A 22,223-nucleotide genomic window follows, 5' to 3' on the forward strand; every position below is an offset into this window, starting at 1 on the left:
GATTACCGCTGGAGAAGTTTTATGACCTTGTTGCCCTGGCACGAGATCGATACGGTTCTGCTGGACATGGACGGCACGCTGCTGGACCTGCATTACGACAATCATTTCTGGATGGAGCACCTGCCCCAGCGCTACGCCGAACTGCATGGCGTGAGCCGGGCCATGGCCGAAATGGAGCTGCAACCGCTGTTCGAACGCAACGCCGGACAATTGCAATGGTATTGCCTGGACTTCTGGACCGCCGAACTGAAGCTGCCGGTGCGCGAATTGAAGCTGGAGACCGCACACCTGATCGCCTTGCGACCCGACGCCGATACCTTCCTGGCGGCGATCCAGCGAGCCGGAAAGCGGGTGGTGATGATTACCAACGCTCACCGGGACTCGTTGTCCCTGAAACTGGAACGTATCGAGCTTGAGCCTTATTTCGAGCGTTTGATCAGCTCCCATGACTACGGTTTCCCGAAAGAAAATCCACAGTTCTGGGACGCACTGCAAGCCGACCTGAACTTCGATCCGGCCCGCAGCCTGTTTATCGACGACACCCTGCCGGTACTACGCAGCGCAAGGGATTTCGGCGTGGCGCACTTACTGGCCGTCAGGGAGCCGGACAGCCGCAAAGGCCCCAAGGACACGGGGGAGTTCGAGGCGCTGGAGGATTACCGGGACGTGCTTGTGGGTCTATGACGTCCGTGAAGCGAGGGGACCTGTCCCCTCGCCATGGGCGGTACTATTGCGGGATGCGCAACGTCTGCCCCGGATAGATCTTGTCCGGGTGCTTGAGCATCGGTTTATTGGCTTCGAAGATCTTGTTGTACTGGTTCGCATCGCCATACTCTCGCTTGGCGATGGCGCTGAGGGTGTCGCCTTTCTTCACCGTCACGAACCGCGCAGGCTGCTCCACGGGGCCGGTCACGGTGATCCGGTCTTCGACACTGCCGACATCTTCGATGTTGCCTACCGCCAACAGGATCTTTTCCTTTGCTTCCTGACTTTCGACTTCGCCGGTCACGATGACCCTGTCGCCTTCGATGGTCGCCTGGACGTTCGGATTACCCAACCCGACATTTTCGATGTGCGCTCTCAACTGCTCGCTGGCGTTGGCGTTGCCGGGGGTCAGCAGATCGATCAGTTTTGTGCCTGCTTCCTTTACAAAGTTGAAGATGCTCATGGTGCACGCTCCCTGGGTTTTTGTGTCCAATCGCAAAAAACTGGGCTCTTTGAAATAGGTAAAGGCCAGGCAAGGCGAAACGGGGCGAGGAAGCGGAGCGGACTGGAGTACATGAGCATTCCGATCGGACTCGCGCACGAGCCTCGTTTCAACGCGCCATGGCCGATTGCAGACCTATTTGGGACAGCCTAGTCCAAGCCAGGCGAACCGGGCTGCGGATCGACCAATGACCCGGCCTTGCGCAGGCGCTAGAATCGGGTCTTCCTGCGCCCCGGAGCGAAGATGGACATCAAGCAGCTGAAATTTCTCATTGCACTGGACGAAACCCGCCACTTCGGCCAGGCCGCCGCACGCTGTCACATCACCCAACCGACCTTGTCGATGCGCTTGCGCAGCCTTGAAGAGGAACTGGGCCTGCCACTGGTCAATCGAGGCCAGCGTTTCGAAGGCTTCACCGCACCGGGGGAACGGGTGCTGGCCTGGGCCCGCACGGTGCTGGCGGCCTATGATGGCCTGCAGGCCGAAGCGGCGGCCTGTCGTGGCAACCTGGTGGGCACCCTGCGCCTGGGCATCGTTCCGTTGTCGGACTTCGACCCGCTGTCGATGATGCAGCGCTTGCATACCGAGCATCCCAACCTGCGCTTCGAGCTGTCCTCACTGAGCTCCGAGCAGATCATCGAACAACTGGCCAATAACCGCATCGACCTGGGGATCTCCTACCTGGAACGCCTGGACAACGAGCGCTTCGAGTCCCTGAGTTTCACGCCGACCCGCATGGGCCTGTTGTACGACCAGCGTTTCTTCTACTTTGGTGAACAACCGCTGAGTTGGCAGGCGTTGATCGAACTGCCCCTGGGGATGCTCACCAGCGGCATGCATTTTCGCCAGTCCATCGACCACAGTTTCCACAGTCGAGGGCTGACGCCCAAGCCGCTGTTGCAGACCGATGCGGTGTATCAATTGTTACAAGCTGTGCACGGCGGGCTGTGCTGTGCGGTGATGCCATTGAACAGCGGCATGGACATACTGACCGAAGATTTACGCATGCAGCCCATCGAAGAGGCGCAAACCCTGGTACCGCTTGGCCTGATCATGCGCCGTGGCGCGCCTCGCTCGGCGCTGGCGGAGGCGTGTTTCGCCCTCTATCAGAAATCAGCGGCCATATCTTGATCGACGTCATCTATTGATAGATTGGTAATAGCGATTAGACGTGGCAGATTGCCGCATTTAGTCTAGCCACTATCCAAACCGTCGGTGATGCCATGAAAGCCAAGCCTCCGGTCTGCCCGGTGCCTGCGGTGGAAACACCCGCGGCCACTGCCAGCCAGAGTTACCGCTACTGCAACCTGGACCACTCCGAATCGGACAGCACAGCGCTGGCCGAGGAAGTGGCGCTGGCGATTGCCTATAACGGCATCAGCCAGGCCGTGATGCTGGTCACGCCCACCGACCTCGAGGATTTCATCGTCGGCTTCAGCCTTGGCAGCGGCATCATCGAAGACCCATCGGACATCTATGACCTGCAGCTGACCGGCGCGGGCTCCGCGCAGTACGCCCAGGTAACCATCGCCAATCGTGCCTTCTGGAACCTCAAGCAACAGCGCCGGCAACTGGCCGGTACCAGTGGCTGCGGGCTATGCGGGGTGGAAGCCGTGGAACAGGCGCTGCCGGATCTCAAGGTACTGCCTGGCGCGCCGCTGCCGCCGGCGCAATGGCTCGATGGCCTGCGCCAGCGCATCGGCCAGTTCCAGCCCCTGGGACAGCACTGCGGCGCGGTACACGCGGCGCTGTTCATGAATGACCAGGGTGAATTGCTGCTGGGCCGTGAAGACATCGGCCGCCACAATGCCCTGGACAAGCTGATCGGCGCATTGATCCGGCAACGGATCCCGGTAGCCGGTGGCCTGGCGATCGTGACCAGTCGCTGCAGCCTCGAACTGATCCAGAAGGTGCTGCGCGCCGGTATCCAGACCCTGGTCAGCCTGTCGTCGCCCACCGGGCTCGCCGTGCAATGGGCCCGACAACACAACCTCAATCTTATCCACCTGCCACAGAAAAGTGCGCCTCGGGTCTACAGCCCTGCGATGGAGAAACAAGCGTGAGCAATCATCAACAAGCCGACCAGAAACCCGTACCACGCTACAAGCCCTACAAGGGCCCGGCCGGTGGTTGGGGCGCGCTGATCAGCGTCGCTCAAGCCTGGCTGACCAGCGACAACGCGCTGAAGAACATCCGCATGATGCTCAAGACCAACCAGAACGGTGGTTTCGATTGCCCGGGCTGTGCCTGGGGCGACTCGCCGGAAAGCGGCGTGGTCAAGTTCTGCGAAAACGGCGCCAAGGCCGTGAACTGGGAGGCCACCAAGCGCCGTGTCGACGCGGCCTTCTTCGCCAGGCACAGCGTGACCTCGTTGCTGGAGCAGAGCGACTACTGGCTTGAATACCAGGGCCGGCTGACCGAGCCGATGAGCTATGACGCCCAGACCGATCGCTACAAGCCCATCAGTTGGGAAGCGGCGTTTGCCTTGATCGGCAAGCACCTGCAAGGCCTGTCCAGCCCGGACCAGGCCGAGTTCTACACCTCGGGGCGGGCCAGCAACGAAGCGGCCTATCTGTACCAGTTGTTCGTCCGTGCCTATGGCACCAACAACTTCCCCGACTGCTCGAACATGTGCCACGAGGCCAGCGGCGTAGCGCTGTCCCAGAGTGTCGGCGTGGGCAAGGGCACCGTGACCTTCGACGACTTCGAGCACGCCGACGCGATTTTCGTCTGGGGACAGAACCCCGGCACCAACCACCCGCGGATGCTGGAGCCGCTGCGCGAAGCGGTGAAGCGCGGCGCCCAGGTAGTGTGCATCAACCCGCTCAAGGAGCGCGGCCTGGAGCGTTTCCAGCATCCCCAGCACCCACTCGAAATGCTGACCAATGGCGACAAGCCGACCAACACCGCCTATTTCCGGCCAGCCCTGGGCGGTGACATGGCGATTGTGCGAGGCATGGCGAAGTTCCTGCTGCAATGGGAACGCGAAGCACAGAACACCGGCGCCCCCGCGGTGTTCGACCACGGATTCCTCAACGAGCACAGCACCAACGTGCTGGAGTATCTGGCCGTGGTCGACGATACGCCATGGGAACAGATCGTCGAGCAATCGGGCCTGACCCTGGCCGAGATCGAACAGGCGGCACGCATGTACGCCAAGGGCAAGAGTGTGATCATGTGCTGGGCCATGGGCATCACCCAGCATCGCCACTCGGTGGCCACCATCCAGGAAATCGCCAACCTGATGCTGCTGCGCGGCAACATCGGCCGGCCGGGCGCAGGCCTGTGCCCGGTTCGCGGCCACAGTAACGTCCAGGGCGACCGGACCATGGGCATCAACGAGCGCCCACCGGTGGCCTTCCTCGATTCGCTGGAACGGCGCTTCCAATTCAAGGTTCCGCGGGAGAACGGTCACAACGTCGTCGAGGCGATCCACGCCATGGCCGCCGGCCGGGCGAAGGTATTCATCGGCCTGGGGGGCAACTTCGCCCAGGCCACGCCGGACAGCCATCGCACTTTCCAGGCCCTGAGCAATTGCGACCTGACGGTGCAGATCAGCACCAAGCTCAATCGCAGCCATCTGGCCCATGGCAAGCAAGCACTGATATTGCCCTGCCTGGGCCGTACCGACATCGACCGGCAAGCCGAAGGCCCGCAAGCGGTGACCGTGGAAGATTCGTTCAGCATGGTCCATGCGTCCATGGGACAATTGGAACCGCTGTCGAACCAGATGCGCTCCGAACCCTGGATCATCGCCGGCATGGCCGCCGCCACGCTGGGCAACCGTCCGGTGGACTGGAGCTGGCTGGTGGCCGACTACAGCCGCATCCGCAACCTGATTGCCGACACCATCCCAGGATTCAAGGATTTCAACGAGAAGCTGCGCAACCCCGGCGGTTTCTACCTGGGCAACAGTGCCGGGGCGCGCCGCTGGAATACCCCTTCGGGCCGCGCCAACTTCAAGCCCAACCGCCTGCCGACCGACCTGGTGCATGAACGCACCCGTGCCACCGGCCGGCTGCCGGATTTGATCCTGCAATCCATGCGCTCCCACGACCAGTACAACACCACCATCTACGGCCTCAACGACCGCTATCGTGGCGTGAAAGGTCAGCGCGACGTGTTGTTCGTCAACGAGGCCGATATCATCCGCCTGGGCTTCAAGCCCGGACAGAAGGCCGATATCGTTTCACTCTGGGATGACGGCCATGAGCGACGGGTCAAGGGCTTTACCCTGCTGGCGTTCGATATCCCCGCTGGACAGGCCGCAGCCTATTACCCCGAAGTGAACCCGTTGGTGCCATTGGAAAGCACTGGCGATGGCAGCCACACGCCCACATCGAAATTCGTCGCGATCCGCCTGGAAGCGGCAAGCGAGGACAGCCTGATCCTGGCCAAGTCGGCCTGAGCAAAACCCGGGCACAAAAAAGGCCGCTTTACGTGTAAAGCGGCCTGTCCGAAGTAGCTAAAGACCGGCGAAAAATGCTTAAGTTCCGCCCAAAAAACAATAAGTTAGAGAATTGTGCACAAGTCGTGCTACTCGTCGGATTTCGATTGTAACCAAGCGAAGCCAGCCTCAGGATCGCGCCGTCATCCCTTTGAGGCTCCTCTATGAAGTTCTCCTCCATTCTCTTGTTGTCCCTTGGCCTGGTCAGTGGCATCGCCTCCGCTGGTGGTACTACCGAAGCAGGCGTGGGCGGCGCATTGGGCGGGGTATTGGGTTCGGTTGTCGGCCAATCCCTGGGCGGCAGCACTGGCTCGACCATTGGCGCGGCCATTGGCGGCGCAGGTGGCAGTGCGGTCGGTGCGGACAGACACAGCCGTGGCGAAGCAGCCATCGGCGGTGCGTTGGGCGCCGCTGGCGGTAACGTGGTCGGTCGTAACCTGGGCGGCACCACCGGCAGCCTGATCGGCGCAGCCGCGGGTGGTGGTGCCGGCGGCGCGCTGGGCAACTACATGGGCAAGGACGATGACGACGACCGTCATTATGACGGTCGCCGTGGTGACCGCCGCTACTACCGTGACGGCCACCCGGGTCGCGGTCATGCCTATGGGCATCGCAAGAAGCATCATCGCTACTACCGCGACTAACGGCTGACAGACTCCAGCCGTTGAAGATCGCAGCCTCCGCCCGCCGGAGGCTGCGATCTTTCGTTTCAGGCCACCAAACGTTCCAACGCCGTACGCAGCCGCCCTGGAATCGTCACCGGCAGGTTCGACGCCCGGTCCACGAACACGTGTACGAAGCGTCCCGCAGCACAAGCCTCTTCCTCCCCCGCCTTGAACACAGCCAGCTCGTATTGCACCGAGCTGTTGCCCAGCTTGCCGACTCGCAGGCCGACTTCGATCCGGTCGGGAAAGGCGATGGATGCAAAGTAATCGCAGGCCGAACTCACCACGAACCCCACCACTTCCCCGGTGTGGATATCCAGGCCGCCGACCTCGATCAGATAGGTGTTCACCGCCGTGTCGAAAAAACTGTAGTAGGTGACGTTGTTGACGTGACCGTACGCATCGTTGTCATGCCAGCGCGTGGTGATGGGATGCAGGTGCGGGTATTCGCTACGTTGGGGCATCGGTTGTCCTTTGCGGTGGTCCAGTGATCGTCGCGCGATGCGGTTACCGCTGCGCAAACCCCTTGTGCTGGGCGGCAAGCTCCCCGATCAGGCGCGCGGGCTGCCAATGATCCCCCTGCTTCGTCTCGAGTTCGAGCAGGCGCGCGTGAATATCCTCGAGCCCTTGCTCATCCGCCCAGGCCATCGGCCCACCCTTTTGCGCTGGAAAACCATAGCCGTTGAGATACACCAGGTCGATATCGTGGGCCGACTCGGCGATGCCCTCCTGCAGGATCTTCGCGCCTTCGTTGACCAGCGCCAGGAGACAACGCTCGAGAATCTCCTCGGTGCCGATCTGGCGACGCTGGAAACCCAGCTCTTCGCTGACCCGCTGCACCAGCGCATCCACTTCCACGTCATGCTCGGCCTGCCGGCTACCCGGCTCGTAGTGATAGTAACCGTTGCCGCTTTTCTGCCCGAACCGCCCCAGCTCGCACAATCGGTTATCCACCTGCACTTCGGGCGCGTCCTGGCCTTTGCCCGCCAGCTCCCGGGCGCGCCACTCCAGGTCGATCCCCACCACGTCGTACATGCGGAACGGCCCCATGGCGAAGCCGAAGCCCTGTAGCGCCGCATCGACCTGATGAGGGAACGCCCCCTCCAGCAGCATCTTGCGGGCCTCCAGCACATACGGGTGCAGCATGCGGTTGCCGATGAACCCATGGCAGTTGCCGGAGATCACACTGACCTTGCCCATGCGCTTGCCCAGGGCCAGGGCCGCGTCCAGGACCGCCCTGGAGGTCTGGGCGCCCCGTACGATCTCCAGCAGTTTCATGATGTGCGCCGGGCTGAAGAAGTGCAGGCCCAGCACCTGGGTGGGCCGCTGAGTGGCGGCCGCGATGGCGTCGATGTCCAGCGCCGAGGTGTTGCTTGCCAGGATGGCCTCGGGCTTGAGCAACGCATCCAGGTCTCGAAAGATCTTCTGCTTGAGTTCGAGGTTTTCGTAGACGGCTTCGATCACCAGGTCCACCTCACGAATCGCCGCATAGTCATCGGCCCGTGTCACCCGGGCGACCCGCGCATCGGCCTCAGCCTGTTCGAGACGTCCCTGGCGTACGTTATGGGCGTAGGTCTCGGCCACCGCAGCCAGCGCCTGCTCAAGCATCTGCGGGTTATTGTCGACCCACTGTACCGCCACGCCGGCATTGGCCAGGCACATCACGATGCCACGGCCCATGGTACCTGCACCCACTACGGCGGCGCGCTGAATATCGAAGGGTGTCTGGTTCATGTCTGTTCTCTTGTCAGCGATCCAAAGACAGCCTCCACCTTAGTCAGGCATTGAATCTTTTTGAAATTTATTCGTGTGATGGCGGGCATTCAGCGGATGGATGCGGCTTGCTGGGCACCCTGCACAAACGCGCCGGAGATCGCCACGAAGAGATACAAATCCGGGCACTCTGATGCCTCGTTCCCACGAGACCAGCACGTTAAGGTGCCTTTTCACTTCATGCATGCGCCGGGCAGGAAGCCCGGCGCCCACGACACTTTTCAAGGAACGAACCATTGTCACCCTTATCGCTCACCTTACGTGCCCTGTTCGTGATGTCAGTCCTGTCGCTGACGGGCTGCCTGACCGTCGCTGAACGCACCGACACCGATCCGGGCGTTTTCGAAACAGCGGAATATCATGCCCAGCGAGGCTTGGCGGCGGTCAAGGCTTCCGCCCTCTACGCCCGGGGCGGTACTGGCAAGGATACGGTCGTTGCCTTGATCGACTCGGGGCTCGACACCCGCCAGAAGGAATTCGAGGGCAGGCTGGCCGACCCCGGGTTCGATCATGTCGAAAACCGTCCCGGCACCCTTGACCGTATCGGTCATGGCACACAGATGGCCGGCATCCTCGCCGCCAACAAGGACGGCCAGGGCATGCACGGCATCGCATTCGACGCCCGCTTGATCCCCTTTCGTTTCGGCGACGACAACGAGCCTTTCTTCTTCGACACGCAAATTGCCCGATCCTGGCAAAGCGGCTTCGACAAAGGCGCTCGCCTGTTCAATAACGCCTGGGCCAACGCCATTCCGGCGACTGAAATCAACGAAGCCCGTTACAACCAGGTCATGCCGGACGCCCTGGCCACCGCTCGAAAGCTGGTGCAGGACGGAGCCGTCTTTGTCTTCCCGACCGGCAACGAACTCAAGCGCCAGCCCCTGGCCGAACCCGGATTGCCGGTGGCATTGCCCGAACTGGAAAAAGGCTGGATCGCGGTGGTTGCACTGAAGAACGACGGCAGTGCCATCAACGGCAAATCCAACTATTGCGGGGTCGCGGCCGCCTGGTGCATTGCCGTGCCCGGCGGCGACGTCGGCGAAGGACGCGGGCTGCTCACGGTGGGCAAGAACGGTCGCTACGTACAAACCGCGGGCACCTCGCCGGCGACCGCGATGGTCAGCGGCGCACTGGCAGCTCTGCACAGCCTGTATCCCCAGCTCAGTGCGCAACAAGTGCGCGACCATCTGCTGGCAACCGCCAACCGCACGGGCGTCTACGCCAACCAGGAAGCCTATGGCAGGGGCTTGATGGACCTCGACGCAGCCTCCCGACGCCCCCCTGAAACGATGGTTGAATGATCGAACTCCATAAGGAGACCACCATGCCGCACACATTGACCCGCCACATCGCTGTCATCACATGCCTGTTCCTGAGCGCATGCACGAAGCTTCCCGAAGAAGTACCAATGCTTGCGATCCTTGAGGCCCCGATCACAATGTCCTGGGCGGCTTCCTCCCGACTGATTTTCTGCGAGGCCCCTGGCTAGCTGACACCTGATACGGTGGACGTTTTTGACAGCATCGTCGGAAGTAGCCTACCGCTTCCGACGGTGGTCCTACGGCGCATGGGTAGGCACGGGATGATTGTCGAAGGGGAATGGGGACGGATCGAAGAAAACCAGGCAAGCGCATCAAACTGGACTTCAGACGGTGGTAAACGCCCTACACATCCCGTCCCTCCAAGCCATATTGCGGTACCTGATCGGGGCTCTCTATAGTCCCCACACGATTCCAAAATCGTACCGAAGAGGCTCAAATGCAAGTATCCAACCCGCCTTGCGAGCGGTACCAGCAGCTCCACAGCACACCGGCCATGGTCATCGACACCGAGGCCAATCTCCAGCAACTCTGCGATGCCGCCGCCCAACGTATCCGGGCATCCAGCGACCTGCTCGAAACCCTGCATTGCCTGTGCTTCAAGCACGCCGATGTGAAGGATATCCCCAGCATCGTTCACGCCCTTTACCTGTTGGTCCAGGACGGCAGCCAAATGCTCGAAGTCGTGCGGCAAAGAGTGCGTTGAGCCGGATAGTCACCAGGTCTCCTCCCCCCTTGATGAAGCCCCTGCCAGAGTCGATCTTCATCTCCCTGAACCACGGAGCAGCCGTCGAGACATTCACTTCTCCAGGCGCTGGACAAATAGCGGCCATGAAAAAGCCGCCCATGAGGGGCGGCTTTTTCATTCGCAAACCAGGCCTTACAACTGTGGACCGGCAGCCTTGATTGCATCGCTCACTTCGAACTTCTTGAAGTTCTCGATGAACAGGCCAGCCAGCGCCTTGGCAGCTTCGTCGTAGGCGGCCTTGTCGGCCCAGGTATTGCGTGGGTTCAGCAGGCCAGTCTCGACGCCTGGAACGGCCAGCGGCACGTCCAGGTTGATGATGTCCAGGTGCTCGGTTGCGGCACCCACCAGCGCGCCGCTCTGGATCGCTGCGATCACCGCGCGGGTGGTCGGGATGTTGAAGCGCTTGCCGACGCCGTAGCCACCACCGGTCCAGCCGGTGTTGACCAGATAGACCTTGGAACCGAAGCCACGGATACGCTTGATCAGCAGTTCTGCGTATTCGCCGGCCGGACGTGGGAAGAACGGTGCACCGAAGCAGGTGGAAAAGGTCGACTTGATGCCGCTGCCCGACCCCATTTCAGTCGAGCCCACCAGTGCGGTGTAGCCGGACAGGAAGTGGTAGGCCGCTTGCTCTTCGCTGAGGATCGAGACAGGCGGCAGTACGCCGGTCAGGTCGCAGGTCAGGAAGATCACGGCGTTAGGCTCACCGCCGAGGTTTTTCGCCGAACGCTTCTCGACATGCTCCAGCGGGTAGGCTGCGCGGCTGTTCTGGGTAAGGCTGCCGTCGGCGTAGTCAGCCTTCTTGGCCTCATCCAACACAACGTTTTCCAGCACGGCGCCGTGCTTGATGGCTTTCCAGATTACCGGCTCGTTCTTCTCCGACAGGTCGATGCACTTGGCATAGCAACCGCCTTCGATGTTGAACACCACGCCTTCGCCCCAACCGTGCTCGTCGTCACCGATCAGGTAACGGCTTTCATCGGCGGACAGAGTGGTCTTGCCGGTGCCGGACAGGCCGAAGAACAGGGTCACGTCACCCTCTTCGCCGATGTTGGCGGCGCAGTGCATTGGCAGCACGTCAGCGGCCGGCAGCAGGAAGTTCTGCACCGAGAACATGGCTTTTTTCATTTCACCGGCGTAGCGCATGCCGGCGATCAGGACTTTCTTCTGCGCGAAATTGAGAATGACGCAACCGTCGGAGTTGGTGCCATCACGCTCGGGCACGCATTCGAAGTTGGCGACGTTGAGGATCTGCCATTCCTGGCGACCAGCGGGGTTGTACTGGGCCGGGTTGATGAACAGGCAACGACCGAACAGGTTCTGCCAGGCAGTCTGGGTGGTCATCTTCACCGCCAGGTAGTGCTCGTCGGACGCGCCTACATGAACGTGGGAGACAAAATGCTCTTGAGCGTTGTTGAACGCTTCGACGCGAGCCCACAGGGCATCGAACTTGTCGGCAGGGAATTTGCGGTTGATCGGGCCCCAGGCGATGGCGTCCTGGGTGCTCGGCTCTTCTACGATGAAACGGTCGGCTGGCGAGCGACCGGTACGATGACCGGTACGGACAACCAGCGCGCCAGTATCGGCAAGCTCGCCTTCACCGCGATTCAGGGCTTCTTTGACCAGATCATCGACACTCAGATCGGTGTACACGGTGTTATTGGCTTGCGTCATGAGATTCCCCATCGGCCCGTGGCCGAGTGCTCCAAACGTTTTGTAGTAGGAAGTCGCGCACTACTACCCGAAAAAAGTGCGCCGGATTATGCCAGAAAAGCCCAAAAAAAGTAGGGCCCTCCCGTCAGTACGGCGTAAAACCGTCGTTTGCCAGGAGATTTACCTGAACTGAACCGTTTCAGTGACGAGTATCTGACGGCGACCCGACACCCGCTCCGGCGAACAATTGCGCAACGTCCGCCGCATCGAACAAGTACCGTTCATTACAGAACTGGCAATCGATCTCGACGGCGCCGCCATGCTCGATCACCAGCTGCTGCGCATCTTCCAGACCCAGACTGACCAGCGCATTGCCTGATCGTTCACGGGAGCAACTGCAACGGAAGCGCAACGGCAGGCTGTCGAACAGCCGAACGGCTTCTTCGTGGTAGAGGCGATGCAGGACGGTTTCGTTGTCCAGACCCAGCAGCTCATCGGCAGTCAGGGTATTGGCCAGCGTGGTGAGGTGCTCCCAATTGGCGTCACGCTCCTCCGGGTCACGAATGCGATCGGGGGGCAATTGTTGCAGCAGCAGGCCACGGGCGCGCCGTCCGTCGGCGTACAGCCAGAAACGCGTGTTGGTCTGCTGGGACATGACGAAGTAGTTGGTGAAGCACTCGGCGAGGGTGGCGCCGTCAAGATCGACGATACCCTGGTAGCGCTTGCCTTGGGTCGGGTCGACCGTCAGGGCCAGGACACCGTTGGGCATCAGGTCGGCCAGGGTGGCGTCGGGGGCGATCTGCTCGGCGTGATAGCGGGCCAGTCCACGGATCTCGCGCTCACTGGAGCACTCGATCATCAGCAAAGGCACCGGGCCTTCGGAGCGGGCCTGGAGAATCAGCAAGCCATCGAACTTCAAAGTGCCCACCAACAGTGCCGCGGCCGCCATCAGCTCACCGAGCAATTGCGCGACCGGCTCCGGATAGGCGTGCTTGGCAAGGACTTCGGCGTAACTGCGCTCCAACGCCACCAGGTCGCCTCGGGCGTCGCTGTCATCGAAGATGAAACGTTGGGTGCAATCGTTATCCGGTAAATCAGTCATGAGATCTGGTATCTGAGGTGATGGCAAAGGAATGGGCGGCATTTTATGGCCATTCCGGGTGGCTTCCAAGCAAAGCGCCGGACGGTATGCACAGCATCCACCCGATAATCCGCTGCCGACCTCTTCTATTCGCTATTGCTTCCCCGGAACTTGAACAGATCCCGGCGCTGCTTCTTGCTCGGCTTGCCATCGGTACTGACGCCCAGGGCACCGGCCTTGCGCTGCGCGGCGGCGGCCTCGCGCCTGGCGATGCTGGCTTCGGTTTCACGATACAACGCCTGCGCTTCAGGTGCTCCACGCCGCACGATCGACAAGGCCTCGACCACCACGGTCTTTTCATCGAACCCGGTGCGAATGACGTATTCGTCGCCGATGCGTGGCTCCTTGCCGGGCTTGCAGCGCTCGCCCCGGTGATGGACCTTGCCACTTTCGATCGCAGCCTTGGCCAAGGCACGGGTCTTGTAGAATCGCGCCGCCCACAACCATTTATCGAGACGGACCTTGTCGTCCTCTTCCTGTTTTTGTGCCACTGCAATTCCTCTCTCTACCGATAGTCAGAACTGTACTACCGTTTTTGTCGAGCGCACGAATCCGGCCTGACAGATAGAATGCGCGCCACGCCGGTTTGCCGGCGAAAGTTACAAGCGCAAACAGGTGCGTAGATATCTGTCGCCATTTTGTGATTATCCTGTGCGATACCGCGACTCGCGGACTCCCACGATCCGACGTACTGATCAGGTTGTTTTTATTGAAGACATTTGACCATTTGACCGTTGTCGGTCTTCGCGAGTGGGTTGCGCTCCCAGACCTGGGAGTGGCGGGCCTGCGGGCAAAAATCGACACCGGCGCCAGCACCTCCAGCCTGCACGCCACCGATATCGAGCCCTTCGAGCGCGACGGCGAGAAGTGGGTGCGTTTCACCGCGCACCTGGGCACGGTGGTGCAACTGCGCCATCGCCGCTGCGAAGCCCCGCTGGTGGCGCGCAAGACCATCAAGAGTTCCAACGGCCACGCTCAGGTGCGCTACGTGATCAGCACTACGCTGGCGTTGGGTGACCGGATCTGGCGGGTCGAATTCACCCTCGCCTGTCGTAAATCCATGCGATATCGCCTGCTGCTGGGTTCCAAGGCCCTGGTCGACGGCCAGTTGGTCGTCAACCCGGGCATCAAATACGTTCAAGACAAGCCGGTATTCCCGGTGTCCACTACCTCTGCCACAGGTGTTGCATGAAGATCGCTGTGCTGTCGCGAAATCCGCGTCTGTATTCCACTCGTCGCCTGGTTGAAGCCGGGACCGAGCGTGGCCATGAAATGGTGGTGATCGACACCCTGCGCGCCTATATGAACATCGCCAGCCACAAGCCGCAGATCCATTACCGGGGCCAACCGCTGGAAGGGTTCGATGCGGTGATCCCGCGCATTGGCGCATCGGTCACGTTCTATGGCTGCGCGGTGTTGCGACAATTCGAAATGATGGGCGTCTTCCCCCTCAACGAGTCCGTGGCCATCGCCCGCGCCCGGGACAAACTGCGCTCGCTGCAGCTGTTGTCGCGACGTGGCATCGGCCTGCCGGTGACCGGCTTTGCACACTCCCCCGACGATATTCCCGACCTCATCGCCATGGTCAACGGCGCACCGCTGGTGATCAAGGTGCTGGAGGGTACCCAGGGCATCGGCGTGGTCCTGTGTGAAACCGCGACCGCGGCCGAATCGGTAATCGAGGCGTTCATGGGCCTGAAGCAGAACATCATGGTGCAGGAGTACATCAAGGAAGCCGGCGGCGCGGACATTCGCTGCTTCGTGGTCGGCGACAAGGTCATCGCCTCGATGAAGCGTCAGGCCCGCCCCGGTGAATTCCGCTCCAACCTGCATCGGGGCGGCAGCGCCAGCCTGATCAAGATCACTCCGGAAGAACGCATGACCGCCCTGCGCGCGGCGAAAGTCATGGGCCTGGCCGTGGCAGGCGTGGACATCCTGCGCTCCAATCACGGGCCGCTGGTGATGGAGGTCAACTCCTCGCCCGGGCTGGAAGGCATCGAAACCACCACAGGCAAGAACGTGGCGGGAATCATCATCGAGCATCTGGAAAAGAATGGCGGGCCGAACATGACCCGGACAAAGGGCAAGGGCTGAAGAGCCGCTGCAAGCTGCAAGCGTACACCGCTTCCAACTTGCAGCTTGAAACTCGCGGCTTGTGGCTGTCTCTACACTGCATCCCTGGGCAGCATCAAGCCCAACGGCAACCGCACCCGCGCTTCCAGCCCGCCACCGACGCGATTGCGCAGCTCGACGTTGCCGCCGTGCATCGAGGCGATACGCTTGACGATGGCCAGGCCCAGGCCCGTGCCCTTCCCGCCTCGGGCGCGGTCGCCACGGGTGAAGGGGTTGAAGATGGCTTCCAGCTCCGACGGATCGATGCCCGCGCCACGGTCCATGACACTCAGTACGACATACGGCGCGCTGGTGTCACCGGACACATAGGCCGCCACTTCGACACCGGTGCCAGCATGGTTCAAGGCGTTACCGATCAGGTTGTTCAACAGACGCTTCATCGATACCCGGCGTAGCGGGAACGGCTGGATTGGTTCCAGCCGCAGATGCACTTTTTCATCGTTCTGGTTGTAGGGCGCGACCACTTCCCGGACCAGTTCGCTGAGGTCCACTTCCTCCACGGACTCGTCACGGCCATCGCGAATGAATGCCAGGAACTGGTCGAGGATCGCGTCCATGTCCTCGATGTCACGGACCATTTCGTTGGTCAGGTCGGTATGTTCGCCCATCAGCTCCAGCGACAGGCGCAGCCGGGTCAGTGGCGTGCGCAGGTCGTGGGAAACACCGGCGAGCATCAGTTCGCGCTCGCGTCCGGCCTGCTCGACATCTTCGGCCATCTGGTTGAAGGCACGGTAGACCTCGGTCATTTCGCTGGGCGTGTCACTGATGGGCAGGCGCACGCTACGCCCCTGGCCCAGTTGGCGAGCCGCGTAGACCAGCCGCTTCAACGGCTGGTTGAGCTGGCTGACGAAGATCCACGCCGACGCCGTCGACAACAGGCCGATGGCGAGGAACCAGCCAAGCACGTTCCAGATCTTCTGCCCCCGTAGCGGATGAGGGTACAGCGGGACCTTAAGCCAGCCGTCCCCCAGGCTCGGCGCACGCACCCAGAGCGCCGGAGGCGAATGCATGCGCAGTCGAACCTCGGTATCGGCCCCCAGTTCGGCCTGCATCTGCCGCTGATAGATCTCGCTGTAGGGCCAGTGCTGCTCCCCCTCCGGCACACCGGCCCCCACCACCCGGATCAACGTCGCCGCCTCGGCGATCTTGGCCCGGTTGGTTTCGTCGGCGGCCCAGTAGGCCCGCAGGGTCAGGGCAACGCCGTGGCTGTATTGCCGATCCACCAGCACGTCTTCGTTCATCAGCAGGTAGACCAGCGTCAGCGCCTTGGAAAAAAGCACGACGATCAGCACCAGCCAGAGGGTGCGGGAGAAGAAACTCTGGGGGAACCAAACGGGGGTTTTCATGGATAACCGCTACACACTTGCAGGAGCGAGGGATGCTCGCACACTGAGGGACTGCGAGTCGCCTGGAAGAAGCCTTCAACCAGCCAACCCGCTCCTACAAATCGCCGATCACTTGCTGGCGGCACCATCCGGTACGAAGACATAACCCACGCCCCAGACGGTCTGGATATAACGCGGCTTGGAAGGATCGGGTTCGATCATCCGGCGCAGGCGGGAAATCTGCACGTCGATGGAACGCTCCAGCGCATCCCACTCACGGCCACGGGCCAGGTTCATCAGCTTGTCGCGTGTCAGCGGCTGGCGTGCGTTCATGACCAGGGCCTTGAGCACCGCGAACTCGCCGGTGGTGAGCATGTGGATTTCATTGCCGCGCTTGAGCTCGCGGGTGGCCAGGGACAGTTCATAGTCACCGAAGGTCACGCTCTCGTCTTCGCTGCCCGGGGCGCCGGGTACCGGGGCCGACTGGCGACGCAGGACCGCCTTGACCCGTGCCATCAGCTCGTCCGGGTTGAACGGCTTGGCCAGGTAGTCATCGGCCCCCAGCTCCAGGCCCTTGATACGGCTCAGCTCGTCACCCTTGGCGGTGAGCATGATGATCGGGATCTGGTTGTTGGCGCCACGCAGGCGACGACAGGCAGTCAGGCCGTCCTCGCCAGGGAGCATCAGGTCGAGGACCACCAGGTTGAAGACCTCGCGGGCCAGCAGCCGGTCCATCTGTTCGGTGTTCGGTACGGTACGGGCGCGGTAGCCCTTGCTGACGAAAAAACGCTCCAGCAGGCTGCTCAGCCCAGGATCGTCGTCAACGATCAGAATTTTTTCGCCTTCAGCAGTTTGTGCAGTGCTGCTCATAGGAAGCTCCTTTGATCTCGGCGCGCATTATGGCCTAGCTGCCGTTATACGCACCGTGTGCATTGTTAGCAGATTTTTCCTCTATCTCCACAATTACGGGTATCGAGCCTACAGACCGCGACGCCCCCGAAAGACGGAACGCTGGTTATAATGCGCGGCCTTTTGTGCCAGCAAATGTCGGATCGTATTCCCGGCATGATTTCCCAGGCCAGGCAGCACTTTTTGAATTTCGCGGGTCAACAGACAGCCTTTTGACCCAGGCAGCGGCGCATGCCAGGCCGCTCAACCAGTCTCGCCGAGCCCTGTCTACGCGGTGGCGGGCCTGATTTCACAATTTGTCAGGTGGTTTTATGGACAGCATCAACAGCCGCATCGCCGAGGAGCTCGGCGTACGCCCACAACAGGTCGAAGCGGCCGTCGCGCTACTCGATGAAGGCTCCACGGTGCCTTTTATCGCCCGTTACCGGAAAGAGGTGACCGGCAGCCTCGATGACACTCAATTGCGTCATCTGGAAGAACGCCTGCGTTATCTGCGCGAACTCGACGAACGGCGCGTCAGCATCCTGGCCAGCATCCAGGAACAGGGCAAGCTGACCCCGGCACTGGAGCGCGATATCAAGCTGGCCGACACCAAGACCCGTCTCGAAGACCTGTACCTGCCCTACAAGCAAAAACGCCGCACCAAGGGCCAGATCGCCCTGGAAGCCGGCCTTGGCGAACTGGCCGACGGCCTTTTCAACGACCCGACCCTGACCCCGGAAACCGAGGCCGCGCGCTTCGTCGATGCCGAAAAAGGCGTGGCCGACGTAAAGGCCGCGCTGGAAGGTGCCAAGTACATCCTCATGGAGCGCTTCGCCGAAGACGCCAACCTGCTGGAAAAACTGCGCAACTTCCTTAAACAGGAAGCGATCCTCAGTGCACGTATCATTGCCGGCAAGGAAGAGGAAGGCGCGAAGTTCCGCGATTACTTCGAACACGACGAACCGCTCAAGAGCGTACCGTCCCACCGGGCCCTGGCGATCTTCCGCGGCCGCAACGAAGGCATCCTCAGCTCCGCGCTGAAAGTCGGCGATGAGTTGCCCGGAACGATGCACCCTTGCGAAGGCATGATCGGCCAGCAGTTCGGCATCCAGAACCAGAACCGCGCCGCCGACAAGTGGCTCGCCGAAGTGGTGCGCTGGACGTGGAAGGTCAAGCTCTACACCCATCTGGAAACCGACCTGCTGGGCGAACTGCGCGACAACGCCGAGACCGAGGCGATCAACGTATTCGCCCACAACCTGCATGACCTGCTGCTGGCTGCGCCGGCCGGTCCTCGCGCCACCCTGGGCCTGGACCCGGGCCTGCGCACCGGTTGCAAGGTGGCGGTGGTGGACTCCACCGGCAAGCTGCTGGACCACGCCACGGTCTACCCTCACGTGCCACACAACAAGTGGGACCAGACCCTCGCGGTGCTCGCCGCCCTGTGCGCCAAGCACTCCGTGGACCTGATCGCCATCGGCAATGGCACCGCCAGCCGGGAGACCGACAAGCTGGCCGCCGAGCTGATCAAGAAGTATCCCGCCATGAAGCTGACCAAGGTCATGGTCTCCGAAGCCGGCGCTTCCGTTTACTCGGCCTCGGAACTGGCGGCCAAGGAGTTCCCGGACCTGGACGTGTCGATCCGTGGCGCGGTCTCCATCGCCCGCCGTTTGCAGGACCCGCTGGCGGAACTGGTGAAGATCGATCCGAAATCCATCGGTGTCGGCCAATACCAGCACGACGTGTCCCAGTTGAAACTGGCGCGCGGCCTGGATGCCGTGGTGGAAGACTGCGTGAACGCCGTGGGCGTGGACGTGAACACCGCGTCGGTGGCACTGCTGGCGCGTATCTCGGGCCTGAACGCCACGCTGGCGCAGAACATCGTGACCCATCGCGACGAGCATGGCGCCTTCAAGACCCGCGCCGCCTTGAAAAAGGTCCCGCGCCTGGGCGAGAAGACCTTCGAACAGGCCGCGGGCTTCCTGCGCGTCATGAACGGTGACAACCCGCTGGATTCGTCGGCCGTCCACCCCGAGGCCTACCCGCTGGTGCAACGTATCGCCGCCCAGACCGACCGCGACATCCGCTCGCTGATCGGCGACGCCGCGTTCCTGAAGCGCCTGGATCCGAAGAAATTCACCGATGAGACCTTCGGCCTGCCAACCGTGACCGACATTCTCCAGGAACTGGAGAAACCGGGCCGCGACCCGCGTCCCGAGTTCAAGACCGCCGAATTCCAGGAAGGCGTCGAAGACCTCAAGGACCTGCAGCCGGGCATGATTCTCGAAGGCGTGGTCACCAATGTCACCAACTTCGGTGCTTTCGTCGACATCGGCGTGCATCAGGACGGTCTGGTGCATATCTCGGCACTGTCGGAGAAATTCATCAAGGATCCGCGCGAAGCGGTGAAGGCCGGCGACGTGGTGAAGGTGAAAGTTATGGAAGTCGACATTCCGCGCAAACGCGTCGGCCTGTCGATGCGCATGAGCGACACGCCCGGCGAGAAAGTCGACGGTGCCCGGGGAGCCCGTCCCGGCTCGACACCGCGTCAACCGCAGCACTCCGCGCCACGCAAGGAAACCGCCACGGCGGCCCCGGCGAACAATGCCATGGCCTCGCTGTTCGCCAACGCCAAGCAGTTGAAGAAACGCTGATGGACGCGCCGGCCGGGTTGGTGGAGAGCGCATTCTTCAAGTTACTCGGCTGCCGCTTGCAGAGCCTGGGAGACGGGGTGGCGCAAGTCGCCCTGGGCCTTGAGCCGCCGTTGCGCAACCGCGGCGGCAAGCTGCACGGCGGCGCACTGTTCAGCCTGGTGGACATTGCCATGGGCCTGGCCTGCTCCAGTGTCCATGGCTTCGACCAGCAGAGCGCGACCATCGAGTGCAAGATCAATTACATTCGCGCCGTGTCCGACGGCGAGGTGCTGTGCACGGCCCGGGTGATCCATCCCGGCCGACGCACGCTGGTGGTCGAGGCCGACGTGATGCAAGGCGAAAAACTGGTCGCAAAAGCGCAAGGCACGTTCGCTGTCCTATAGCTCCCTGTCATCGACTTGGGTTAATTTCGACGCCATGAAATGCTGTGTCGGGCCTTCCTGTGGAAGCGAGCTTGTCCGCGATAGCGGAGGGTCAGTCAAGATCAACGTTGCTGATCCACCGCCATCGCGCGCAGGCTCGCTCCCACAGTGGGGTTGCGGTGGCTAGCTTTTTGGCACGAAAACCAGGCGATAACGCCAGTTTTGACCTCACCCTTGTAGAGCGCCTTGCCCACCCCCATATTGGGGCGACTGACGCGTGAAGGAATTCAACTTGAGCGACCTCTTAAACCGCCGCCTGGCCCTGCTCGGCGAGCGCGCCAACCTCTCCCTGCTCGAGCAGTGCCTGCACGGTATCGAACGTGAATGCCTGCGTGTCACGCGCGACGGGCGCCTGGCGCTGACGCCGCACCCTGATGCCCTGGGTTCGGCACTGACCAATGAACAGATCACCACCGACTATTCCGAGTCGCTGCTGGAGTTCATCACGCCAGCCCTGGCGGACCCGGTCGATACCCTGGACAGCCTCGACAGCATCCACCGGTTCGTCTACAGCAAGCTCGGCGACGAATACCTGTGGAGCCCGTCGATGCCGTGCCCGCTGCCCGCGGAAGAAGAAATCCCGATCGCCTACTACGGCACCTCGAACATCGGCCGGCTGAAATACGTCTACCGCCAGGGCCTGGCCCTGCGCTACGGCAAGACCATGCAGTGCATCGCGGGGATCCATTACAACTTCTCCCTGCCGGAAAAGCTCTGGCCGCTGCTGCGCCAGGCCGAGGCTGCCGAAATGAGTGATCGCGACTTCCAGTCGTCGGCCTATATCGCGCTGATCCGCAATTTCCGCCGCTACAGTTGGCTGCTGATGTACCTGTTCGGCGCTTCGCCGGCCCTGGACGCCGGCTTCCTGCGTGGCCGCCCGCACCAGTTGGAGCAACTGGACACGGACACCCTGTACCTGCCCTACGCCACCAGCCTGCGCATGAGCGACCTGGGTTACCAGAGCAACGCCCAGGCCGGCCTGACGCCGTGCTACAACGATCTGGCGAGCTACACCGACAGCCTGCGCAAGGCAGTGGCCACACCCTATGCGCCCTATGTCGAGATCGGCACTCACCGTGACGGTGAATGGATCCAGCTCAACACCAACATCCTGCAGATCGAAAACGAGTACTACTCCAACATCCGCCCCAAACGCGTGACCTATACCGGCGAGCGTCCGATCCAGGCGTTGATGGCCCGCGGTATCCAGTACGTGGAAGTACGCTGCCTGGACATCAACCCGTTCCTGCCCATGGGCATCGATGTCACCGAGTCGCGGTTCCTCGATGCATTCCTGCTGTATTGCGCCCTCAACGACAGCCCGCTGTTCGAAAACAACGAATGCGGCAACGCCACGAGCAACTTCCTGAGGGTCGTCAAGGAAGGCCGCAAGCCAGGCCTGCAACTGCAGCGCCAGGGCCAATCGGTGGACATGCAGGCCTGGGCCCTCGAACTGTTGGAAAAGATCTCGCCGCTGGCCTCGCTCCTCGACCAGAGCCAGGGTGGCGAAGCCCATCGCCAGGCGCTGGATATGCAACTGGCGAAGGTGCGGGATCCGTCCCTGACACCTTCCGCCCAGATATTGGCGGCCATGGCGCAGAACCAGGAAAGTTTTGCCCAGTTCTCCCTGCGCCAGAGCAAGGCCCACGCCGAGTTCTTCCGCGCCGCACCCCTGCCTTCGTCCGAGCAACAGGCGTTCGAAGAGGCTGCCCGCCAGTCCCTGGCCCAGCAAGCCGAGCTGGAGCAGAACGAGGTGGGAGACTTCGATGTATTCGTAGGCTCGTACCAGGCCAGCATCCTGGCGATCAGCAACTGACCCTCCATGCATCATTCCCATGTCCTACA

At 61.8% G+C, this 22,223-nt stretch carries 20 protein-coding genes; 12 read left to right on the top strand and 8 right to left on the bottom strand.

What is annotated here, in order from left to right:
* Positions 1–21 precede the first annotated feature (21 nt).
* Positions 22–684 carry a GMP/IMP nucleotidase gene (gene yrfG, locus BLP99_RS20150; RefSeq protein ID WP_072397743.1) on the top strand — a complete coding sequence of 221 codons (663 nt, stop codon included), beginning with the start codon at positions 22–24 and terminating at the stop codon, positions 682–684.
* A 43-nt stretch (positions 685–727) separates the two neighbouring features.
* Here yrfG and lysM read toward each other — a convergent pair whose 3' ends face one another.
* The gene (gene lysM, locus BLP99_RS20155; RefSeq protein WP_072397742.1) at positions 728–1,168 is read right to left on the bottom strand and encodes a peptidoglycan-binding protein LysM; all 441 of its coding nucleotides are present in this window, start codon (positions 1,166–1,168) and stop codon (positions 728–730) included.
* 282 nt (positions 1,169–1,450) lie between these two features.
* Between lysM and BLP99_RS20160 the strand changes: the two genes are divergently transcribed.
* From BLP99_RS20160 to BLP99_RS20175, 4 genes are all read left to right on the top strand, one after another.
* Positions 1,451–2,338: a LysR family transcriptional regulator gene (locus BLP99_RS20160; protein WP_072397741.1), complete on the top strand. Its 888-nt coding sequence runs from the start codon at positions 1,451–1,453 to the stop codon at positions 2,336–2,338.
* Positions 2,339–2,430: 92 nt separating this feature from the next.
* Positions 2,431–3,270 carry a formate dehydrogenase accessory sulfurtransferase FdhD gene (gene fdhD, locus BLP99_RS20165; protein WP_072397740.1) on the top strand — a complete coding sequence of 280 codons (840 nt, stop codon included), beginning with the start codon at positions 2,431–2,433 and terminating at the stop codon, positions 3,268–3,270.
* Positions 3,267–5,615 carry an FdhF/YdeP family oxidoreductase gene (locus BLP99_RS20170; RefSeq protein ID WP_092181534.1) on the top strand — a complete coding sequence of 783 codons (2,349 nt, stop codon included), beginning with the start codon at positions 3,267–3,269 and terminating at the stop codon, positions 5,613–5,615. The genes fdhD and BLP99_RS20170 overlap by 4 nt, the downstream gene beginning before the upstream one ends.
* Positions 5,616–5,818: 203 nt before the next feature.
* On the top strand, positions 5,819–6,298 hold the full coding sequence (locus BLP99_RS20175; protein WP_072397738.1) for a glycine zipper domain-containing protein: 480 nt from the start codon (positions 5,819–5,821) through the stop codon (positions 6,296–6,298).
* 65 nt (positions 6,299–6,363) lie between these two features.
* On the opposite strand, the gene BLP99_RS20180 is transcribed toward BLP99_RS20175, so the two are convergent.
* Together BLP99_RS20180 and BLP99_RS20185 are read right to left on the bottom strand one after the other, a co-directional pair.
* The gene (locus BLP99_RS20180) at positions 6,364–6,783 is read right to left on the bottom strand and encodes an acyl-CoA thioesterase (protein WP_092181537.1); all 420 of its coding nucleotides are present in this window, start codon (positions 6,781–6,783) and stop codon (positions 6,364–6,366) included.
* A gap of 43 nt (positions 6,784–6,826) precedes the next feature.
* On the bottom strand, positions 6,827–8,053 hold the full coding sequence (locus tag BLP99_RS20185) for a 3-hydroxyacyl-CoA dehydrogenase (RefSeq protein WP_072431755.1): 1,227 nt from the start codon (positions 8,051–8,053) through the stop codon (positions 6,827–6,829).
* A 314-nt stretch (positions 8,054–8,367) separates the two neighbouring features.
* Between BLP99_RS20185 and BLP99_RS20190 the strand changes: the two genes are divergently transcribed.
* Both BLP99_RS20190 and BLP99_RS20200 read left to right on the top strand, forming a co-directional pair.
* Positions 8,368–9,393, top strand: a complete 1,026-nt coding sequence (locus BLP99_RS20190; protein WP_092181591.1) for a S8 family peptidase — start codon at positions 8,368–8,370, stop codon at positions 9,391–9,393.
* Between the two features lie 457 nt (positions 9,394–9,850).
* Positions 9,851–10,117: a hypothetical protein gene (locus tag BLP99_RS20200; RefSeq protein WP_072397734.1), complete on the top strand. Its 267-nt coding sequence runs from the start codon at positions 9,851–9,853 to the stop codon at positions 10,115–10,117.
* A gap of 174 nt (positions 10,118–10,291) precedes the next feature.
* Here the strand turns inward: BLP99_RS20200 and BLP99_RS20205 are convergent, their stop codons facing one another.
* From BLP99_RS20205 to BLP99_RS20215, 3 genes are all read right to left on the bottom strand, one after another.
* Positions 10,292–11,833, bottom strand: a complete 1,542-nt coding sequence (locus BLP99_RS20205) for a phosphoenolpyruvate carboxykinase (protein ID WP_072397733.1) — start codon at positions 11,831–11,833, stop codon at positions 10,292–10,294.
* Between the two features lie 178 nt (positions 11,834–12,011).
* Positions 12,012–12,914, bottom strand: a complete 903-nt coding sequence (hslO, locus tag BLP99_RS20210; protein WP_072397732.1) for an Hsp33 family molecular chaperone HslO — start codon at positions 12,912–12,914, stop codon at positions 12,012–12,014.
* A 125-nt stretch (positions 12,915–13,039) separates the two neighbouring features.
* On the bottom strand, positions 13,040–13,444 hold the full coding sequence (locus tag BLP99_RS20215) for an RNA-binding S4 domain-containing protein (RefSeq protein ID WP_072397731.1): 405 nt from the start codon (positions 13,442–13,444) through the stop codon (positions 13,040–13,042).
* 218 nt (positions 13,445–13,662) lie between these two features.
* Between BLP99_RS20215 and rimB the strand changes: the two genes are divergently transcribed.
* Complete coding sequence (rimB, locus tag BLP99_RS20220) at positions 13,663–14,145, top strand: retropepsin-like aspartic endopeptidase RimB (protein ID WP_072397730.1); 483 nt, start codon at positions 13,663–13,665, stop codon at positions 14,143–14,145.
* Positions 14,142–15,047, top strand: a complete 906-nt coding sequence (gene rimK / locus BLP99_RS20225) for a 30S ribosomal protein S6--L-glutamate ligase (RefSeq protein WP_072397729.1) — start codon at positions 14,142–14,144, stop codon at positions 15,045–15,047. Before rimB ends, rimK begins: the two co-directional genes overlap by 4 nt.
* 71 nt (positions 15,048–15,118) lie before the next feature.
* Here rimK and BLP99_RS20230 read toward each other — a convergent pair whose 3' ends face one another.
* Positions 15,119–16,432 carry an ATP-binding protein gene (locus BLP99_RS20230; protein ID WP_072397728.1) on the bottom strand — a complete coding sequence of 438 codons (1,314 nt, stop codon included), beginning with the start codon at positions 16,430–16,432 and terminating at the stop codon, positions 15,119–15,121.
* 108 nt (positions 16,433–16,540) lie between these two features.
* Positions 16,541–17,281 carry an osmolarity response regulator transcription factor OmpR gene (ompR, locus tag BLP99_RS20235; protein ID WP_003186825.1) on the bottom strand — a complete coding sequence of 247 codons (741 nt, stop codon included), beginning with the start codon at positions 17,279–17,281 and terminating at the stop codon, positions 16,541–16,543.
* A gap of 350 nt (positions 17,282–17,631) precedes the next feature.
* Here ompR and BLP99_RS20240 point away from each other — a divergent pair, with 350 nt between their 5' ends.
* From BLP99_RS20240 to gshA, 3 genes are all read left to right on the top strand, one after another.
* Complete coding sequence (locus BLP99_RS20240) at positions 17,632–19,956, top strand: Tex family protein (RefSeq protein WP_092181543.1); 2,325 nt, start codon at positions 17,632–17,634, stop codon at positions 19,954–19,956.
* Positions 19,956–20,339, top strand: coding sequence for a PaaI family thioesterase (locus BLP99_RS20245; protein WP_072397726.1), 384 nt, complete (start codon positions 19,956–19,958; stop codon positions 20,337–20,339). Before BLP99_RS20240 ends, BLP99_RS20245 begins: the two co-directional genes overlap by 1 nt.
* Positions 20,340–20,610: 271 nt before the next feature.
* Entirely contained in the window at positions 20,611–22,194 is a 1,584-nt protein-coding gene (gshA, locus tag BLP99_RS20250; protein WP_092181546.1) for a glutamate--cysteine ligase, read from the top strand.
* Positions 22,195–22,223: the final 29 nt, after the last annotated feature.

This window comes from Pseudomonas sp. NFACC32-1, from assembly GCF_900101215.1.
GTDB lineage: Bacteria > Pseudomonadota > Gammaproteobacteria > Pseudomonadales > Pseudomonadaceae > Aquipseudomonas.

Excerpts from the sequence above, each read along its gene's own strand:
- BLP99_RS20160 (WP_072397741.1), top strand. The coding sequence starts at position 1,451 with ATGGACATCAAGCAGCTGAAATTTCTCATTGCACTGGACGAAACCCGC.
- hslO (WP_072397732.1), bottom strand. The coding sequence starts at position 12,914 with ATGACTGATTTACCGGATAACGATTGCACCCAACGTTTCATCTTCGAT.
- BLP99_RS20240 (WP_092181543.1), top strand. The coding sequence starts at position 17,632 with ATGGACAGCATCAACAGCCGCATCGCCGAGGAGCTCGGCGTACGCCCA.
- BLP99_RS20180 (WP_092181537.1), bottom strand. The coding sequence starts at position 6,783 with ATGCCCCAACGTAGCGAATACCCGCACCTGCATCCCATCACCACGCGC.
- BLP99_RS20230 (WP_072397728.1), bottom strand. The coding sequence starts at position 16,432 with ATGAAAACCCCCGTTTGGTTCCCCCAGAGTTTCTTCTCCCGCACCCTC.
- BLP99_RS20190 (WP_092181591.1), top strand. The coding sequence starts at position 8,368 with ATGTCAGTCCTGTCGCTGACGGGCTGCCTGACCGTCGCTGAACGCACC.
- ompR (WP_003186825.1), bottom strand. The coding sequence starts at position 17,281 with ATGAGCAGCACTGCACAAACTGCTGAAGGCGAAAAAATTCTGATCGTT.
- BLP99_RS20185 (WP_072431755.1), bottom strand. The coding sequence starts at position 8,053 with ATGAACCAGACACCCTTCGATATTCAGCGCGCCGCCGTAGTGGGTGCA.
- BLP99_RS20205 (WP_072397733.1), bottom strand. The coding sequence starts at position 11,833 with ATGACGCAAGCCAATAACACCGTGTACACCGATCTGAGTGTCGATGAT.
- yrfG (WP_072397743.1), top strand. The coding sequence starts at position 22 with ATGACCTTGTTGCCCTGGCACGAGATCGATACGGTTCTGCTGGACATG.
- fdhD (WP_072397740.1), top strand. The coding sequence starts at position 2,431 with ATGAAAGCCAAGCCTCCGGTCTGCCCGGTGCCTGCGGTGGAAACACCC.
- BLP99_RS20200 (WP_072397734.1), top strand. The coding sequence starts at position 9,851 with ATGCAAGTATCCAACCCGCCTTGCGAGCGGTACCAGCAGCTCCACAGC.
- BLP99_RS20175 (WP_072397738.1), top strand. The coding sequence starts at position 5,819 with ATGAAGTTCTCCTCCATTCTCTTGTTGTCCCTTGGCCTGGTCAGTGGC.
- lysM (WP_072397742.1), bottom strand. The coding sequence starts at position 1,168 with ATGAGCATCTTCAACTTTGTAAAGGAAGCAGGCACAAAACTGATCGAT.
- BLP99_RS20245 (WP_072397726.1), top strand. The coding sequence starts at position 19,956 with ATGGACGCGCCGGCCGGGTTGGTGGAGAGCGCATTCTTCAAGTTACTC.
- rimK (WP_072397729.1), top strand. The coding sequence starts at position 14,142 with ATGAAGATCGCTGTGCTGTCGCGAAATCCGCGTCTGTATTCCACTCGT.